Source organism: Akkermansia muciniphila ATCC BAA-835 (genome assembly GCF_000020225.1).
Classification (GTDB): domain Bacteria; phylum Verrucomicrobiota; class Verrucomicrobiia; order Verrucomicrobiales; family Akkermansiaceae; genus Akkermansia; species Akkermansia muciniphila.
On sequence record NC_010655.1, the window covers coordinates 1934003 to 1951304 of the forward strand.

At 54.7% G+C, this 17302-nt stretch carries 12 protein-coding genes; 4 read left to right on the forward strand and 8 right to left on the reverse strand.

The features are described 5' to 3' along the window. Nucleotides 1–10: 10 nt before the first annotated feature. Genes AMUC_RS08590 through nuoD form a run of 6 tightly spaced genes read right to left on the reverse strand, consistent with a single transcriptional unit; the run spans nucleotide 11 to nucleotide 7010 of the window. Nucleotides 11–574, reverse strand: coding sequence for a NuoI/complex I 23 kDa subunit family protein (locus AMUC_RS08590; RefSeq protein ID WP_012420644.1), 564 nt, complete (start codon nucleotides 572–574; stop codon nucleotides 11–13). Between the two features lie 34 nt (nucleotides 575–608). Continuing rightward, entirely contained in the window at nucleotides 609–1877 is a 1269-nt protein-coding gene (locus tag AMUC_RS08595) for a complex I subunit 1/NuoH family protein (RefSeq protein WP_012420645.1), read from the reverse strand. A gap of 35 nt (nucleotides 1878–1912) precedes the next feature. Further along, a complete protein-coding gene (locus AMUC_RS08600) occupies nucleotides 1913–3649 on the reverse strand; it encodes an NADH-quinone oxidoreductase subunit G (RefSeq protein WP_022198758.1) in 1737 nt (578 codons plus the stop codon). A 51-nt stretch (nucleotides 3650–3700) separates the two neighbouring features. Beyond that, nucleotides 3701–5101 carry an NADH-quinone oxidoreductase subunit NuoF gene (nuoF, locus tag AMUC_RS08605; RefSeq protein WP_012420647.1) on the reverse strand — a complete coding sequence of 467 codons (1401 nt, stop codon included), beginning with the start codon at nucleotides 5099–5101 and terminating at the stop codon, nucleotides 3701–3703. Between the two features lie 33 nt (nucleotides 5102–5134). Further along, nucleotides 5135–5716, reverse strand: a complete 582-nt coding sequence (locus AMUC_RS08610) for an NADH-quinone oxidoreductase subunit NuoE family protein (RefSeq protein ID WP_012420648.1) — start codon at nucleotides 5714–5716, stop codon at nucleotides 5135–5137. 49 nt (nucleotides 5717–5765) lie between these two features. Continuing rightward, nucleotides 5766–7010 carry an NADH dehydrogenase (quinone) subunit D gene (gene nuoD, locus AMUC_RS08615; protein WP_012420649.1) on the reverse strand — a complete coding sequence of 415 codons (1245 nt, stop codon included), beginning with the start codon at nucleotides 7008–7010 and terminating at the stop codon, nucleotides 5766–5768. A gap of 421 nt (nucleotides 7011–7431) precedes the next feature. Between nuoD and AMUC_RS08620 the strand changes: the two genes are divergently transcribed. After that, the gene (locus AMUC_RS08620) at nucleotides 7432–8787 is read left to right on the forward strand and encodes a DUF6056 family protein (protein WP_012420650.1); all 1356 of its coding nucleotides are present in this window, start codon (nucleotides 7432–7434) and stop codon (nucleotides 8785–8787) included. A gap of 10 nt (nucleotides 8788–8797) precedes the next feature. Here the strand turns inward: AMUC_RS08620 and AMUC_RS08625 are convergent, their stop codons facing one another. Further along, entirely contained in the window at nucleotides 8798–10264 is a 1467-nt protein-coding gene (locus AMUC_RS08625; RefSeq protein WP_012420651.1) for a polysaccharide deacetylase family protein, read from the reverse strand. 192 nt (nucleotides 10265–10456) lie between these two features. Here AMUC_RS08625 and AMUC_RS08630 point away from each other — a divergent pair, with 192 nt between their 5' ends. Both AMUC_RS08630 and AMUC_RS08635 read left to right on the forward strand, forming a co-directional pair. After that, the gene (locus tag AMUC_RS08630) at nucleotides 10457–12070 is read left to right on the forward strand and encodes a putative Na+/H+ antiporter (protein WP_012420652.1); all 1614 of its coding nucleotides are present in this window, start codon (nucleotides 10457–10459) and stop codon (nucleotides 12068–12070) included. A 24-nt stretch (nucleotides 12071–12094) separates the two neighbouring features. Beyond that, nucleotides 12095–12700 (forward strand): riboflavin synthase, encoded by a 606-nt coding sequence (locus AMUC_RS08635; RefSeq protein WP_012420653.1) that lies wholly within the window; start codon nucleotides 12095–12097, stop codon nucleotides 12698–12700. A 193-nt stretch (nucleotides 12701–12893) separates the two neighbouring features. Here AMUC_RS08635 and AMUC_RS08645 read toward each other — a convergent pair whose 3' ends face one another. Next, entirely contained in the window at nucleotides 12894–13754 is an 861-nt protein-coding gene (locus AMUC_RS08645; protein ID WP_012420654.1) for a 50S ribosomal protein L11 methyltransferase, read from the reverse strand. A 379-nt stretch (nucleotides 13755–14133) separates the two neighbouring features. On the opposite strand from AMUC_RS08645, the gene AMUC_RS08650 reads away from it, so the two are divergent. Further along, entirely contained in the window at nucleotides 14134–17298 is a 3165-nt protein-coding gene (locus tag AMUC_RS08650) for an autotransporter family protein (RefSeq protein WP_012420655.1), read from the forward strand. Nucleotides 17299–17302 lie beyond the last annotated feature (4 nt).

Sequence of the window (17302 nt, forward strand, 5' to 3'; positions counted from 1 at the left end):
TGTTCGGGGGTTATTTGTATTGGTTCCACTTGTTGACCAGCCCCTTGCGGGTGCCGCCCAGTTCGTAGAGCTTGGCCTTGTTGTGGATGGCCTGGGTTTTATCCGTGGGGGTGAACAGGTAGTTATGGCTCATGAAGATGGCCTGTTCCGGGCAGGCTTCCTCGCACATGCCGCAGTAGATGCAGCGCAGCATGTCAATCTGAAATTCCCTGGGGGCTTTTTCCACTTTGCCCCACGGTCCTTCCTGTATGGGGCCGGGGGTGATGGTGATGGCGCGGGCCGGGCAGATGAATTCGCAGAGCTGGCAGGAAACGCAGCGTTCACGGCCGTCTTCGCCTTTCACCAGCACGGGAGCTCCGCGGTAATATTTCGGCAGATGTTTGTCCCATCTGGCTTCCGGATATTGCATCGTAACGCCGATGCCGGAACCGGCCAGTTCTTTTTTGTTGCGGGATTTGCCCAGCAGAGCCAGAACGAGATGCCTGATAGTGAGCCAAAGACCGCCAAGAATGGATTGCAGATAGAACCGCTCTCCAAGGGAAATCTTCGGACGCTTGATCGTTTTGAAGGCCATAATAGTAATGTTGTCGGAATGAAGAAGGGGGGGATTACTTGACGAAGTACAGGATGGCGGCTGTAAGGAAGATGTTGATGACGGCCAGTTCAAAGAAGACCATCCAGCCGAGCTTCATCACCTGGTCATAGCGGAAGCGGGGGAGCGTCCACCGCACCCAGACGAAGAAGAAGGCGAAGAAGAGAAGCTTGAGCACATATGCGATGAGCTGGCAGATGACCGCCACCCAGTTGGCTACGTTTTCATTGAGCCAGCCGTCCAGGCCGAAGCCGATGGACCAGCCCCCCAGGAACAGCGTGATGACAAGGGAGGATCCCACCACCATGGCGGCATATTCCCCCATGAAGAATTGGGCGAATTTCATGGAGGAGTATTCCGTATGGTAGCCGCCCACGAGGTCCGTTTCACATTCGGACATGTCAAACGGCGTACGGTTGGCTTCCGCAAAAATGGAGGTGAGGAATATGATGAAACTGATAGCTACGGGCACCAGCAGTATCCAGCGCTGCCAGCTCAGGCCCTCGCCCCACACGGGAAGCAGGAGCCAGCCGTTGGCGGCCTGGTATTCCACGATGTTGGACAGGTCCAGCGTGCTGTAAATCATCAGCACAGGGATGATGGACAGACCCATGCTGATTTCATAGGAAATCATCTGGGCTGAGGAGCGCACGCCGCCCAGGAAGGGGAATTTGGAGTTGGATGACCATCCGGCCAGCACCAGTCCGTACACGGAGAGGGAGGAGATGGCGAACATCCAGAGGGGGCCTACGCTGAGGTTGGCCACCGCCATGTTGACGTTTCCGTAAGAGGTTTGAAGGTCTCCGGCGAAGGGAACCACGGCCGCCGTCATCAGCGGTGGCGCAAGCACCAGGATGGGAGCGATCCAGAAGTATACGCGGCGTACGAAGGGGGGCGTGAAATCCTGTTTCAGGAACAGTTTGCCGCCGTCCACCATGGGCTGCACGAGACCGAAGATGGGGATGTCGCGGTCCAGGCGGAAAAAACGGCACAGGTTGGCGATTTTGCCGTCATGGGGCAACCCGAAGTAGTCCAGCGTCTTTTTGAACGGCAGGTCGGATTTCATGCCGAAGCGGCGGAAGATGCTTAACGGAATGCCGGCGCGGTTGGGGCCTACGCGGTCCTGGATCCAGGCGGCCACCCGGCGTTCAATGTACACGCAGACCGGAATGAACAGAATGGTGATGGCAAAGCAGATGACGATTTTGATCAGCAGAGTGATGATATAAAACCACACAGGGTTGCTGAGCACCTCGTCGCAAAAGGTTAGAATCGAATCAATCATGGCGGATTAACAGGTTGTATGCGTGTGAAGTGTGATTAGCGGCCCTGGTTTTTTTCGCGTTCCACCACGGGAATGGTGACGCCGGTTTCCAGAATGGGCTGGCCCCCGTCTCCGATGGAACCCCAGGAGACTCCATTGAGTGCGCCGTATTCCGTGCTCATGGCGGTGAGGATGTCCAGGGCGGAGTTGAAGTCTTTCAGAGCAGGATTGCCTCCCAGCAGAAGGGTGATGTCTCTGAAAATCTGCCAGTCGTCCCGGGCGTATCCTATGGGCTGGATAGCGCGGTTCAGGCGTTGAATACGGCCCGTGACATTAATCATGGTGCCGAATTTTTCAGCGTAGGTGACGCCCGGCAGAACCAGGTCCGCATGGCGCGCCGTTTCATTGGCACTGTGGGCGGTCATGAACAGGTAGTCCAGCTTGTCCAGATCTTCCGCCGTGAAGCCTGCTTCCGGGGAGATGAGGTCTTCCCCCAGGGAGAGGATGCCCTTGATGGAACCGCTGCGAACTCCTTCGCGAATGGCGTCCAGCCTGGAACCGGGTTCGATATCCAGCACCAGCCTGGCCCCGTTCGTGTTCGGGTTGCGATCCGCAGAAATAAGCATGCCGTCGCTTTCTCCCATGCGGGGAACGATGTCCACCATATCCGTGCCGATTTGGGCGGCCAGATGGCGGACCATGTAAAGTTCTTCATTGGTCATGCGCCCGGAGGCAATGATGGCGAGCTGGTTCGGAGCAATGCGCTTGACGGCTTCCGCGGCGGAAGCCAGAGCCGGTTCCCAGGTGGAGGGGCGGTGGGGCGCTTCCGCATCCGTACGGATGACGGGCTGGGGAATGCGGGTTTCCGCATTGATATATTTGTAGTTAAGGCGGTGAGAGTCCGGCATCCAGCAGGAGTTTACGGCATCATTCTGGCGCGGGGTAATGCGGTATACCTTGTCTTCCCTTGTCCAGAGGGTGATATTGGTGCCCGTTCCGCAGTCCACGTCAATGGTCTTTGTTTCCTTCAGGAACCAGACGCGCATTTTAAAGCGGAAATCCTTGGAAGTAAGGGCTCCTACCGGGCAGAGGTCCACGGTGTTCATGGAGTAGTTGCTGTCCAGCTCGCGGCCGGGGTAAACCGTGATGGCGTTGAAGGTGCCGCGTTGGGACATGGTGAGCACCTCATCGTGCATGATGTCGCGCATGAAGCGCACGCAGCGGCCGCAGAGCACGCAGCGTTCTTGGTCCAGGTTCACGCGCGGGCCAATGCTCAGGTTTTTCCCTTTTTTGGTCTTTTTCTCTTCAAAACGGCCTTCCACCTGGCCGTAGTCGTTGGAGTATTCCTGAAGCTTGCATTCCCCGGCCTGGTCGCAGATGGGGCAGTCCAGAGGGTGGCTGGTGAGCAGAAATTCCATTACGCCGCGGCGCGCTTCACTGGCCAGGGGGCTGTCCGTGCGGATGCCCATGTTTTCCGCCACCGTGTTTGCGCAGGAGATGATGGGGCGGGGCATCCACTGGATGCGCTGATAGCCGTTTTCATCATAGGAGGGTGTCTGTCCCGGAGCGAGCCTGGGCGGCATCCCCTGTTCCACCATGCACATGCGGCAGGAGCCGGCGACAGCCAGCTTGGGGTGGTAGCAGAAGCACGGAATGGGCACGCCCACGGAACGGCAGGCGTCTGCAATCCGCGTGCCGCGCGGGAACCGGTGCCACGTTCCGTTGATTTGGACGTTCACCTTGCCTTCCGCGGCGGCAATGTCTTTGGGGAGTTTGGAAGCTTCTTCACTCATGATGACGGATGGAGAGGGATGGTTTTGAGAACTGGTGTTGCGTGCTGCTGTTTAGCGGGTGAGGAAACGGTTTTGCTCCCTGCCTTCCTCCGTGTGGGGCAGACAGGCGTTGAATGGATCCGTCAGGGCTACGAATTCTTCCTTGAATTTGGAGACCATGGCCTGGGTGGGCCAGGAGGCGGCTTCACCAAAGGCGCAGACCGTTTTTCCTTCAATCTGGTTGGCCACTTCAATGAGCAGATCCACATCCGACGGGGCGGCTTTTCCTTCCAGGATGCGGGTGCTGAGTTTCATCATCCACGGACAGCCTTCCCGGCAGGGAGTGCACTGCCCGCAGGATTCATGGGCGTAGAAACGGTTGATGTTGTTCATGGCCCAGGGCATGGAGCGGGAGTCGTCCATGACGATGACCGCGCCGGAACCGGACATGGAGCCGTGCCGGGCGATGCTGTCCAGATCCAGCGGAATGTCGAAAAAGGTGATTTTTCCCATGGTGCCGTCCGGATTCTGCACTTTGTATTCCGCATCCGTGCGCATGACCTTGGAGGAGGAGCCTCCGGGTATCACGGCCTTGAACTGGCGCCCGTCCCGCGGGCCGCCGCAGACGTCATACAGCAGTTCACCGAAGGTCATGGAGCCGGAGACGATTTCATAGAACCCAGGACGTTTGACGTCGCCGGAAACCCCGATGATGCGGGTGCCGGGGGAACGTTTGGCTCCTTCCTGGCTGTAGGCTTCTCCTCCCATGGCCATGATGTGTTTCACCTGGCAGAGGGATTCCACGTTGTTGACAATGGTGGGGCATCCGTACAGGCCGATGGCGGCCGGGAAGTAGGGGGGCTTGATGCGGGGATAGGGGCGATCCCCTTCAAGGGAGTTGAGCAGGGCCGTTTCCTCACCGCAAATGTACGCTCCCGCTCCGCGGTGCAGGTGGATTTCCAGATTATAGCCGGACCCCTGGATATTGCTGCCCAGGAAGCCGCGTTCGCGAGCTTCCTGAAGGGCTTTGAGCATGATTTCCGCGGCGATGGGAAATTCTTCGCGCATGTAGATGTAAGCCTGATGCGCTCCCACCGCGTAGCTGGAGATGACCATTCCTTCAATGAGCTGGTGGGGATCCTGATGGACAATGTAGCGGTCCTTGAACGTGCCTGGTTCGGATTCGTCACAGTTGCAAACCAGGTAAACAGGCTTCGTGTTGTTCGGCGGAATGAAGGTCCATTTCACGCCGGTGGGGAACCCCGCGCCGCCACGGCCGCGAAGACCGGATTTTTTCACCTCGTCAATGACGGCCCTGGGCTCCATGCCGAGCGCCTTTTTCAGTTCTTCATAACCGCCGTCGGCCAGATAGCAGTCAATGGAGGTATTCCAGCCCTCGCGGTTGACGTTTTTCAGAATGCGGCGCGTTTCCCTGGGGTGGGGTTCTTTACCGGGAAGATAGGTGATGCTCATGGCGAAAATCTGGTGCGTGGGAAATGGAAAGGGTTAGGCTGTCTGATATTTGGCAATCACTTCTTCCAGCACTTCCGGAGTGACTTTTTCGTACAGGAGATCGTTGACCATCATGTTGGGGCCAAAGCCGCAGTTGGCTAGGCATTCCACTCCTTCCACGCTCCACAGGCCGTCCGGGCTGACTCCAATGGGGTGGTGGTGGTCGATGCCGTTTTTGTCAATGCCCAGACGCGTGCAGATGGCGTCGAACAGGCTGTCCGCCCCCGCCATGGCGCAGGAAAGAGTGCGGCATACGCGGATGTGGTTTTTTCCGGGGCACATCTGGCGCAGACCGGGATAGAAAGTCACCACGCCCAGAACATGGGCGGCGGAGATATTCAGTTTTTCTCCCACCCAGGCAATGGCGTCGCCGCTGATGAAGCCGAATTTTTTCTGTATTTCATGCAGGATGGGCAGCACGGCGGATTTTTGCTTGCCTTCCGGGTAATGCGTAACGTATTCGCTGGCGGCGGCGTCAAGTTCCGGCGTTACTTCAAAGGCCGGGTAAAACCGTTCGCCCGGGCTGGGCTGGTGGGCGATAGTCGCGTCGATGGCGTTTTCAGCGTAATCGGACATGGGGAAAAAGTTTGGTGTTTGCGTTGAAGTGGATGAAAGTGGCGGGTGTTTAACGGTCGCATTCGCCCATCACGAAGTCGAAGGAGCCGAGAATGGCCGGAACGTCGGAAACCAGGTGGCCTTTCATCAGTTCCGGCAGGATGGACAGGTTGCAGAAGGAGGGGGAGCGCATGCGCAGGCGGTTGGGAAGCCCGCCCCCCTTGGAGTCCAGGAAGAAACCCAGCTCTCCCTTCGGGTTTTCCGCGGCAAAGTAAACCTGCCCGGCAGGGGCGTTCACCCCCATGGTCGTCGTCATGAACTGGCGAATCAGGGATTCCATGTCCGTCAGGACTTTTTTCTTTTCAGGCAGCGTGCCTTTGGTGTCCACCATGTTGATGGGGCCGTCCGGCATGGTTTCAATGACTTGGCGGATGATGCGCAGGGACTGGCGCATTTCTTCAATGCGCACGGTAAAACGGTCGTAGCAGTCTCCGTGTTCGCCTACGGGGACGTCGAATTCGTAATTTTCATATCCCAGATAGGGGGTGAGTTTGCGCAGGTCCCGCTTAATGCCGCTGGCTCGCAGGTTGGCCCCCGTAATACCCCAGGAAAGCGCTTTTTCACGGCTGATGACGCCTACGCCCTGAAGACGGTCAATGAAGATTTTGTTTTTGAGCAGGAGGGCTTCCGTTTCATCAAGGGTTTTGGCCGCTTCATCGCAGAAGACGAGCACTTCCTTGAGCATTTCATTGGGAACATCACGCGTCTGTCCGCCGATGCGGGTATAGGAGGAAGTAAAGCGCGCCCCAGTGAGCTGTTCGTAAAAATTATGGATTTTTTCACGTTCCTCATAACAGTACAGGAAAACGGTCATGGCGCCTACGTCCATGCCGTACACGCCTACGCCCAGGATGTGGGAGGAAAAGCGGGAAAGTTCCAGGGCCAGTACGCGCAGGGCCTGTCCGCGGGGCGGCAGTTCCCATCCCAGCAGTTTTTCCACCGCGCAGGCATAGGCGATGTTGTTGGACAGGGGGGCCAGGTAGTCAAAACGGTCGGTGTAGGGAACAAATTGGTTGTACTGGATGGTTTCGCCTATTTTTTCCATTCCGCGGTGCAGATGGCCAACCACCGGATCACAGCTGATGATTTCTTCACCATCAAGTTCCAGCACTAGGCGCAGCACGCCGTGGGTGGCGGGGTGGGAGGGGCCCACATTCAGGGTCATCGTTTCTCCGAGCGGTTCGGATGTATTGGTGAGATAGTCTGCGTTAGCGGCTGTATCTGCAATGGCGAAAGTTTTGGTGCTCGTCTTCATGTGGATGTCCGTGCCTGGCTGAACCTGATAATGGTGCCGGATGATTATGCCACTTCACACCATGCGGGCAAGCCAAATGTCAGTTTTTTTGGCATTCCGGGGAGGTGGTGCGCGAGTCTCCTCAACTGATGAATGTTAGTCCTTTCTAACAATAAGCTTTTATATGGAACCTGCCGAATATGGGAAAAAGCGGATTAGGAATCCGGAGTCAACCTACAAATTTGAGAAAAAATAATTTAATGCAAATTTGCTCAGTTATTTCCGAATGGCGGGTGCCGGGAAAACAGGGCTGCCGGGCCTTATGGCTGGACGTGTCCGAACGCAGCGGAGGAGAATCTTCTTCCTTTGTAGCCGGCCTCCCTGCGTAGTCCTTTTCGGGATTCACGTTATATGCGGATTCCTAATCCGTTAGGAAAAAAATATGTTGAAGCCGAGGAGAATTTTTGTCTTTCCCATTGCTGTAACATTTTCAGTATTATTTATTTTATATATTATTTCATGGTTTTCCCCTATTGCCGGGGATTCCTTTATTCACGACAGGACGGGGTACCTTGGGCAGTTTCATATCCGCCATGTCTGGAAGGCCTGCGTGGACAGTTACCTGTATTGGAATCCCAGGCTGGGGGAAATGGCTGCGTTTTTTATTACTTCTGCTCCCCGGCTGGTCTGGACGGTCTTGAATCCCGTGTTTGTGCTTGCCCTTGTTCTTGGCCTTTATGTGCTCGCTCTGGGGAGAATGCCCAATCTCCGGCGGGAGTGCGGAGCATGGACGTGGTTGTTTGCTTTAAGCATGTTCGTCTCAGCCGGGGTAACCGTTTATTATGTCTGCCTGACACGCGCAGGCTCCATGAATTATGTGTGGACCGGATGCCTGATCGTATGGTTCATGAATATTTACAGAACCAGGTGGGGGAAGCGGATAACCTCCCCTCGATGGGGCCTGTCCTCAGGATGTCTGATTTATGGGATTTTCTGCGGCGCCTGTAATGCAGGGGCGACGATAGGAATGGCGGCGGCGTTTTGCATCATGGCCGCGGTCGGCATGTTCCGGGACCGCAGGGTGGGCGCTTATGTATGGTGCGGGTTTGCCGGCGTTGCGTTGGGAGGCCTGTTTCTATTTGCCGCCCCCGGTTTGTATTCGCGGCTTGGCCATGATTTGGGAGCGAGTGAAGTTTTGAGGAAGGGCGGTTTTTGCGCCTATGCGGAGTCTTTCGGGATATTGCTTTATTACCACGCGAGGATGTTGTGTAAAATATATGCCGTTTCCGCAGTATTAACGGGATTTTTGTTGTTCAGCGGCACGGAGCGGTGCCGGGAAGTAATCAGGAAGGAAAAGGAATCCTTCTTTTATATTCTTTTTTTATTGTTGCTGGGGTTCATCATGTCCGTTTGTTATTTTCCGGTGTGCATTCCCGCCCATCATGTTCAGTTCGTGTCGTCCCTGCCCGTTTTGGCGGCGTCAACCGTGTTGTTCTCCGTATTGTACCGGAATGAGATCATGGTGCGCGGATTGCGCGCGGTGACTGTTTGCCTTGCCGGAGCGACTTTGTTTTTCGGGGTGGTGTTCGCCCTGGAGTATTATCATGTAGGCTCTCAGGCTTTCCAGAGAGAGGAACTGATTCATAAGGCCTTCCAGGAGGGGAATCTGGAACCGGAAGTTCCTTCCATCTCTCCTCTTTTCTTTGAAGGAAAAGTGTCCGGAACGGATGGGAATTGGGGAGGGCCGGATACCAACCGCCGGTTTGGCATCCGCAAACTGGTGGTGAAAAAGCCCTGAGGGAAAATGGCTATTTGACTATGTTCCGGGGAGTGAAGTGCATTTCCTGTTCCTCGATGCCGAATTGCCAGGTGGCCGTTTGCCACATGTTGACAGCAGGATTTTTCCAACGGACCTGGACGGTTACGGGGCTGAGCCGCAGGGGACGGGAGGGAGTCCATTTCAAAATTTTTTCCTTGGCGTCGTACCGGGCGTTTACCAGGCCGAAGCCGGAGACGCGCATTTCCATTTGCTTGGGTTCCAAGGAGGGTTCCCCTGCCAGGGAAATGGATATATCGGGAGTCTGGTTTTTCACCACGGTATTGGCGGCCGGATAAACGGGCTGGGCCGGGGCCGGGTAGGAATTCATCTTTTTCCCGCTGCTGTTGCCAGGGGTGGCCGCCGGAGTTTCCGGAGTGGAGGGAACGTTGAAATTCAGGGCTCTGGTAAATGTCTTAGGGTCTTTGCCGAAGACCATGTAGCGGTGAATCCGCCAGCGGTCCGTGTCCTTGGTCACTTTTTTGGGGATTACCGTAAAGGCCGCCTGGAATCCGGCGTCTTCCGCCTTGGAGATCATTTCCGGCAGGATGAAGCCGCCAGGATAGCAATAGGCCTCCACGGAAGAACCGGGGAATTTTTCCTGAAGGATTTTCCGGGAATTGCCTATTTCCGCCGTTGCCAGATCCAGAACCGCTTGTGTACCTTTCCGCTGGGCGGCCCTCCAGGATCTTGGGTACAGGTGGCTGACGGAGTGGCTGCCCAGGGTGGCGCCGTTATTCAGCATTTCCTGAATCTGGGCGGGGCTCATGGCAGAACCGCGGCCCGTGATGAATTTGGTGTATGGGAAAATGGTAAAGGGGAATCCCGTTTCTTTCAGGATGGGATAGGCGTCCGTGTAGACGCTCTTCCAGCCGTCATCGATGGTGATCATGACGCATTTGGCCGGAAGCTGCCTGTCCCCCAGTTTCCATTCCAGGAATTCCTTCATGGAGATGACGGGCACTCCGGACGCCTTCAGCGCCTGCATCTGAGAGCGGAATACATCCGTATTCATGCGCATTTCCGTAGCGGGAAGGGTGCGGCTGAAATCATGGTAACCCAGAATGGCTACGCGGGTTTCAGGCTGAGGAACCGGAACGGGGGAAAAAGCCGTGGAGGGAATGGCAAGGGGTGCCTCCGCAGGTTGTACCGGGGCGTGCAGGTTCGTTTCCCCGGGAATGGGTTCCGCGTTAGGGATGGACTCCGCCAGGGGAGCGGAAGAGCCTGTCTCTCCGGGAATGGGTTCCGCCATGGGGATGTATTCATCCTTGCGGTTGGCTTCAATCAGGTCTTTGACGGGAACGATGCCGGCGGCCGGGTTTCCCTTGATGGTTCCCCCGATGACCGGGCCGGGAGCAAAGGGAAGGGGAGACGCCGGCGGCAGGTCGGGCGGAAGCTCCGCACATGCGACACCGGCTGCGATCAAGAAAACGGAAAGGAGGCCTGGGACGGAGCGCATATCTGCAACTACTATTTTTAAGTTTTCTGTTCAACCTTAAACTCAGGCAGGCATGACAGCCTGTTCCGTGCCGCGCGCGTTTTTTCCGGGGCATGTCTGGATTTTCCCGTTTGAATGCGTTATCGCTAAAAAGCATGCAGACTCATTTTCCGCTCGCGGAAGAAAGGAGAGGCGTTTAGTCTGTCTGCAGACATGAGCTGTATTTGTCATTTCTTCAAAGTTCTGGCGCGCCGTGCGGGTCTGCTCACTGCCGTAGCTGCCGCCGCTTTTTTCCTGGGGGCTCCCGCCGGTGAAGCTTCGGCCCGCACGGCGGCTCCCGCTTATCCGGCCGCGGAAGTGGGGGGGGAATCCCAGTACAGCCATTTTCCCATTCCTCTCAATCATTACAATCCGGTGCCGCCGGATGCCAGCCTGTACCAGGTGCTTAGTGAACGCAACAAGCAGTCCGGCGGTTTCAACCTGGCAGTGACGCTCGTTTTCTTCGGCGCTATTATCCATACGTTTCTGGCTGGCCGCTTTGAGCGTTATTCCCATAAGCTGGCCCTGCGCTATAAGGAAAAGCTCAAGGAAACCAACTTCCGCGTGATGCATCCGGAAGAGCGCCTCCCGGTTTCCTTCGCGTCCGCCATTTTCCATTTTCTGGGAGAAGTGGAAGCCGTGTTCGGAATCTGGCTTATCCCTTTCATGTTCGTGTGCTGGAAGTATTATTCCTTTGAGGATTTTTCCGCTTATTTGAATTATGACTGTTCCTTCACGGAGCCGATGTTCGTGATGATTATCATGATTATCGCTTCTTCCCGCCCTATTTTCAAGCTGGCGGAATATGTCGTGAACTGCGGCGCCAGGCTTGGGAAGGCCACGCCGGGCGCGTGGTGGATTTCCGTGATGTGCCTGGCTCCCTTGCTGGGGTCTCTGATTACGGAACCTGCCGCCATGACGATCGGGGCCCTGATCCTAAGCAAGAAATTTTACGACCTCAAGCCGAAGAAAACCTTGATGTACGCCACTCTGGGGCTTCTCTTCGTGAATATCTCCATCGGGGGCACCCTGACGCACTTTGCAGCTCCGCCCGTAGTGATGGTGGCGGAAAAGTGGGACTGGGGGCTGGCTCACATGATCCAGCATTTCGGATGGAAGGCCGTTTCCGCCATCGTCATTTCCAATTTGGCGTATTTTCTCCTTTTCCGCAGGGAGTTCGCCCGCCTGGCTTCCCAGCAGAGGGAGTTCGACGAGTTTGACGACGCCGTTCCCCAGTCCTGGGAAGACCGCAATGACAAGATACCGTTGTGGGTGACCCTGGCGCATGTCTGCTTCCTGGTCTGGACGGTTCTTTTTGCCCATGAGCCGGTCATGTTCATCGGCAGTTTCCTGTTCTTTATCGGTTTCACATTGGCTACGCCGCAATACCAGAACCAAATGTCTCTGCGTGTGCCCATCATGGTGGGGTTCTTCCTGGCGGGGCTGGTCATTCTGGGCGGCGTGCAGGCCTGGTGGCTGGAGCCGGTGCTGACGCGGCTGGGGGACTACGCCATGGTCGGGGCTACGCTGCTGACGGCATTTAATGACAATGCCGCCGTCACTTTCCTGGCGTCTACGGTTCCCAACCTGCCGGAAGCCGTCAAATATTCCGTGGTGGCGGGTGCTGTGACGGGCGGCGGCCTGACGGTCATCGCCAACGCCCCCAATCCGGCCGGGCAGGCCATTCTGGGTAAATATTTCAAAGGCATCAATCCCCTGTGGCTGTTTGCCTGGGCGGCTTTTCCCACTGCCATCGTGTTTATTTTCTTCACCTGCTTCGGCCATTAATGGCCGAAGCGTACTGTCACTCTTATGTTTACCGGACTCGTTGAAACAACAGGAACCGTGGAAGGATTTACGCCTATTAACGGCGGAGCCAGGCTGACGCTGACCATTCCGTTCGGCCGTGAACTTGCCCTGGGGGATTCCGTTGCCGTCAACGGATGCTGCCTGACGGTGGATGCCCTGGAGGGTGAACGTATCTCCTTTGATCTGCTTTCCCAGACTCTCCGCGTCACCAGTCTGGGAACCCTCAAGCCGGGGATGCTGGTTAATCTGGAACGCGCCATGTCCGCCATGGACCGTTTCGGAGGCCACTTCGTGATGGGGCATGTGGACCATACCGGTACGATTGCCGCTCTGGAGCCTGCAGGGCAGGATCACCGTTTGGAGGTGCGCATTCCGGAGGAACTCACCCGCTATTGTATTGACAAGGGTTCCATCACCATTGACGGCATTTCCCTGACCATAGCCAATTTGAGCGGCTCTCTGCTGGAGTTCTGGATTACGCCCCATACTTTCGGCCGCACGAATCTGCAGAATTCCGTTCCCGGCCAGCCGGTCAATCTGGAAGTGGATATGCTGGCCAAGTATGTAGAGAGACTGTTTTCTGCCCGTGAACAACGTGCGGAGGGATAGTCCTGCCCGTGTAAGGAGAATCACATGCCGGGCATGCGGGCTGGTTTTTCCTGCCGGACAATGAAAGTGCATTCCTGTTTTCTGTAGCAGGGGTGCCGGGATGCGGAGATTTTTGAACTGGAAGCCGGGTATTGCTGTTCCGATGAAGGAAGGGCCGTGAGGGCGGAACAAAAATGCGGAGCGGATCTATTTGCTACCGGGCCATTCCTCCCTTTGCCGTAATCCATTTCCCGCGTTTGACGACCCGTTCAAAGAACAGACCGTGACGTTCCGCTGCCGTTTTCGTTTCTTCCCACTGGGAAGCCAGAATGCCGGAGATGACCAAAGCGGCATCCTTCTTCATGGCGGCGATGATTTGTGGAAAAGCCTTTTGCAGTATGGTTGAAAACAGGTTGGCGACGACAAGGTCACCCTGCTGGGACTCCGAAGGTTTCCATTTGAAGACGTCTTCCACAAATAAGTCCAGCTGTTCCGCCGTAACGGCGTTGCGGACCATGTTGTGCCGGGCCACTTCAATGGCCATGGGGTCAAAATCGAAAGCCGTGGCGTGCTCCGCCCCCAGCTTCAGCGCCGCCATGGCCAGCACGGCGGTTCCGCAGCCTATGTCCGTCATGCTCCATGATGTTTTTCTGCGGGATTTGGCAGCGTCGCAGATAAAACGCAGGCAGGTGGATGTGGTAGCGTGGTCTCCTGTTCCGAAAGCCATTTCGGCGGGAACGCTCAGGATGCAGCGCGAGGGGAACTGTTTCTGCAGAGCGGCCAGATTCTCCGGAGAACTCTGCTCCGTAATGACCAGTGCGTCCCTTATTTTGAGCGGAGGGCGTTTTTCCCGCTTCTGGGTCGCTACCCAGTCCTGCGTCTTGATTTCCCTGACAGTTCCTCCAAAATATTTTTTCAAGGCCAGGGCGTCTTCTTCATCATCGCAGTAAACGGTGATTCGAACCGTTTTCCCCCCCTTGATTTTTGTAATAACGGCGTTCGGATTTCCGGCGATGCGTTCGCTCCAGGCATCTTCCCATTTGGCGGCGGAAAGTTTGTTCCAACTCCATGTCATGCAGAAAGTATGGGATTTTTCCGTCAGGGAGGCAAGAATGGATTGATTGTAACTGCATTCTCGCAGTTTTTGGGATTGTGTGGCTCTATTGTTGAAAATTTGATTTATTCAAAGAAGAATATAAAGCGTCAACTATCAAACCATTTTATTTTCAGTATGGTTGCGAATTTGGAATCCGGAGTAAAGATTATTTTTTTATATTCAATGGCCAACCTGTAAGAAGAGGAAGGAATCTTGTTCTGTTTCAATCTTTTTTTCTAACAATAATTCATTGATTGTTATTTTGTTGTTTTGAATTTCGAATAACAACGGATTCCAAATTCGTACATTAAAAGGAGCGCGTTTGATATGCAAAAAACATCCAAATGTACAGATTATCATGAAATTATTTGCTTTTGCCATGTTGTCCTTGGTTCCTTTAGTTACTGTCTGTTCCGTTTTTTCCAAGGAAGTGGATATTTATTCAGGAACATATGGAAACGATGATGTGGAAGTATTCCAGCCGGAGGAAGTGACGTATCATCTGGCCGGAAGGGATGGCGTCTTTTATGAAGGTGCGTTTACGTTTGATAATTATAATCCGGACAAGGGCGGCGCCGGAAACAGGCAGGGTGTTTTCTCCGGCTATAGTACACATTTTTCCAGCACGGAAGGAACGTCTCTCGGCTTTCACTGTACCGGGCTTAATCCCGGAAAGAACAGTTCCGCTTCCAAATCTTTTATTTTTGTCATGGGGCCATGGGAAAGCGGGGAGGAGTTTGTCGCTCCTCAGGTTACTTTTCAGAATTTGGGCGATTTGAGCTTCATTGCGGATAATATGGACATGATCGGCATTACCGATGGCGCCACGGCCGGAACCGGTGGCGGGAGGTACGGGAAAGCTGATATTGTTTCTTTCAACAATGTAGGAAATATCGAATTCCGGGGGCTGAATCATGGGGGTATAGGCTTCAGCCGTTTGAATTCCTTGGCTTTTACCAATACCGGGGATATTTCTTTTACGGATATGAAGATGGGATATTCTTCCAATGGCGGTGCCATTTTTATTAACCAGGGGGGGGATTCTTCCCTTTACTCCAATCCTGGAGATGGGAATATTTCTTTTGACCATACGGGAAATATTATCTTCAGGAATCTTGTTAAAACTTCTTATTACATGAGTTCTGCGGGGATTTTTACCAATGAAGGGAGTATTTCATTTAATGATACGGAAAATATCCTGTTTGAAAATAACACGTCCACCGGAGGACCTGCGGCGATAGGCATTGGATCCATATTCTTACCGGATAACCAGCCGTCTTTGTCGTTTAGCAACATCCGGGGAGATATTATTTTTAGAAATAATAAGGCTTCCGGAGGGAGCATGCCGGGGATGGCGGGCGCTATCACTATTTATGGATCTTTTAAGCTGGTGCAAACGGGTGATGTCCTGTTTGAAAATAATGTGACTGATAAAAATACGGCCGGAGCCATTTATTGCGGCAATAATGAAGGGAAAAGGTTTGGAGGGCAATGGCTTTTGTCTGCGGATGGCGGGAATATCGTTTTCCGAGGCAACTTGGTTAAAGGAAGTTCGGGGGTCTTTGCCCGCGCCCTGGGGATTTTTGCTTATGCTCCCGAAAACGATTATACGGGCATATCTCAGCCCAATGGGAATTTAACCATGGATTTCCGCGCCCAGGCCGGACGAGAAATTGTATTTTATGATGGTATTGATATTGAAAGTATTACTGTAGCCATGCCTACCCTGCATATTAACAGAATTCCGGCCGATTGGGCAGATTATGGAGGTATTCCTGTGGAGTTTGGAGGAACCGTGCGTTTTTCCGGTGCATTGACGGAGTCGTTTCTAGTTCGCAATGACGGGGAAAGTGATGGTGATTACGCGGAACGGGTGGAGACCTCCCGCAGGGTGAAACTTGAATCAAATATTATTGTGGAAGGGGGACGGCTGGTTCTTGAATACGGCATGAACCTGGCGAATGAGAGTGGGGATGTATGGCAGGGAAGTTCAAGAGTGGAGCAGGACAAACCGGTGTTTAACCTGGCCGGCGGAGTGCTGGAAATGACGTCCGGTTCATCCATCAGCGCCCAGCAGGTGATTGTTTCCGGCCATGGCAGCGGCGCTATCCTGCGGGTGGGAGCCGCTCCCATCGGTTCCGACAGTTGGGAGGGGAAGACCTATGAACTGCCTTCCCTTTCCGCTGTCACCATTGACATGTCCCACGGGTTTGACTGGGATCTCATGCCTTTCTCGGAACGGGGGGACAGCGGTATCAACATCACCGCCTCCGGGGAATTTTTACTGGGGGGAACCATTGGAATTGCGGATACGCTGGATGATTACGCCTCCGCCGCCTGGGGAAGGGACAGGGAGTTTGTCATTTTTAATATGGATTCTTCCAGCAAACGGCCGCAAGGAGAGCTGAAAGGGGTTATTTCCAATACGACCCAGTCATCCACGGTTGATTCTCCCTATACCTACGGCGGTACCTGGGAATATGAATGGCGCGACATGGATGGAGATGGAGAAGATGACCAGCTGTTGGCAATTTGGAAACATGAAGCCGGATGCCGCCCGGATCAGGTCCGTCCGGAGCAGGCTGGAGAGCTTGCTCTCAATTCCCTTTGGAGTTCCGCTTCAAACGCGGCTTCTCTTGGGAATACTGCGTTGGCGCAGTTAACCCCGGTGCGGTTGTATCAGCGGTATGCACGCAATGTATGGGGAATGGGGCTGGGGGATTTCGCCCGCCAGCGTTCCCGGGGCGGCGTAGATGGTTATGACTATGACGGGGGCGGATATTCCGTTGGCATGGATTCCGATTTTGGAGGAAAGAGCGGGATATGGGGGATAGCGTTCGGACAAATGCACGGTTTCAGCAGGAGCCGGGATTTTAATGGGAGGATTACCCAGGATTCCCTGATGGGGAGCATTTATTGGGGGCGGATATTCCGCTCCGGCGAGCGTTCCCTGTGGACGGTGAAAGCCGATCTTACTTGGGGAATGACTGATAACTGCATGAAAAGCCGGTTCAGCAACGGTATGGACGCTCATGGGGAATGGAACAACAGAACGTGGCTGGTCCAGGCGGAAGTTTCCAGAAGCATTCAGTATGCAGGAGGATGGACTGTGTCTCCGTTTTTGAGGATGGAGTTTACACATGGCACGGAGGCTTCTTTTCTTGAAGACGGCAGCTATGCCAGAAAATTTGAAGGAGCGGTTTTGCGCCGGTTGTCCATCCCGGCAGGTGTGAGTGTTGAGAGAAGTGGTGACTGGAAAGGCAGGCACTGGATGCAGGTGCTCCGCCTTTCCTATGTGGGAGATGCTATTCAGGATGTGCCGGAGGCTTCCGTTTACAGCATATACAGCGACATTTTCTGGAGGGCCCGTGGTGTCCAACCAGCCCGCCATGCCGTACGCGTGGAGTATGATGCCGCCTTGCAGTGGAATGACCGCTGGACGGTTTATGCCGGTTATGGCATGGAAGCCCGGGGAAGCTCCGTGTACCACCGCATAAATGCGGGCGTATCCAGGGCGTTTTAGGAAA

Bases quoted from the DNA above. Each gene is read 5' to 3' on its own strand.
- AMUC_RS08625 (WP_012420651.1), bottom strand. From the start codon at position 10,264: ATGCGCTCCGTCCCAGGCCTCCTTTCCGTTTTCTTGATCGCAGCCGGT.
- AMUC_RS08645 (WP_012420654.1), bottom strand. From the start codon at position 13,754: ATGACATGGAGTTGGAACAAACTTTCCGCCGCCAAATGGGAAGATGCC.
- AMUC_RS08600 (WP_022198758.1), bottom strand. From the start codon at position 3,649: ATGAGTGAAGAAGCTTCCAAACTCCCCAAAGACATTGCCGCCGCGGAA.
- AMUC_RS08635 (WP_012420653.1), top strand. From the start codon at position 12,095: ATGTTTACCGGACTCGTTGAAACAACAGGAACCGTGGAAGGATTTACG.
- nuoF (WP_012420647.1), bottom strand. From the start codon at position 5,101: ATGAGCATCACCTATCTTCCCGGTAAAGAACCCCACCCCAGGGAAACG.
- nuoD (WP_012420649.1), bottom strand. From the start codon at position 7,010: ATGAAGACGAGCACCAAAACTTTCGCCATTGCAGATACAGCCGCTAAC.
- AMUC_RS08630 (WP_012420652.1), top strand. From the start codon at position 10,457: ATGAGCTGTATTTGTCATTTCTTCAAAGTTCTGGCGCGCCGTGCGGGT.
- AMUC_RS08590 (WP_012420644.1), bottom strand. From the start codon at position 574: ATGGCCTTCAAAACGATCAAGCGTCCGAAGATTTCCCTTGGAGAGCGG.
- AMUC_RS08650 (WP_012420655.1), top strand. From the start codon at position 14,134: ATGAAATTATTTGCTTTTGCCATGTTGTCCTTGGTTCCTTTAGTTACT.
- AMUC_RS08610 (WP_012420648.1), bottom strand. From the start codon at position 5,716: ATGTCCGATTACGCTGAAAACGCCATCGACGCGACTATCGCCCACCAG.
- AMUC_RS08595 (WP_012420645.1), bottom strand. From the start codon at position 1,877: ATGATTGATTCGATTCTAACCTTTTGCGACGAGGTGCTCAGCAACCCT.
- AMUC_RS08620 (WP_012420650.1), top strand. From the start codon at position 7,432: ATGTTGAAGCCGAGGAGAATTTTTGTCTTTCCCATTGCTGTAACATTT.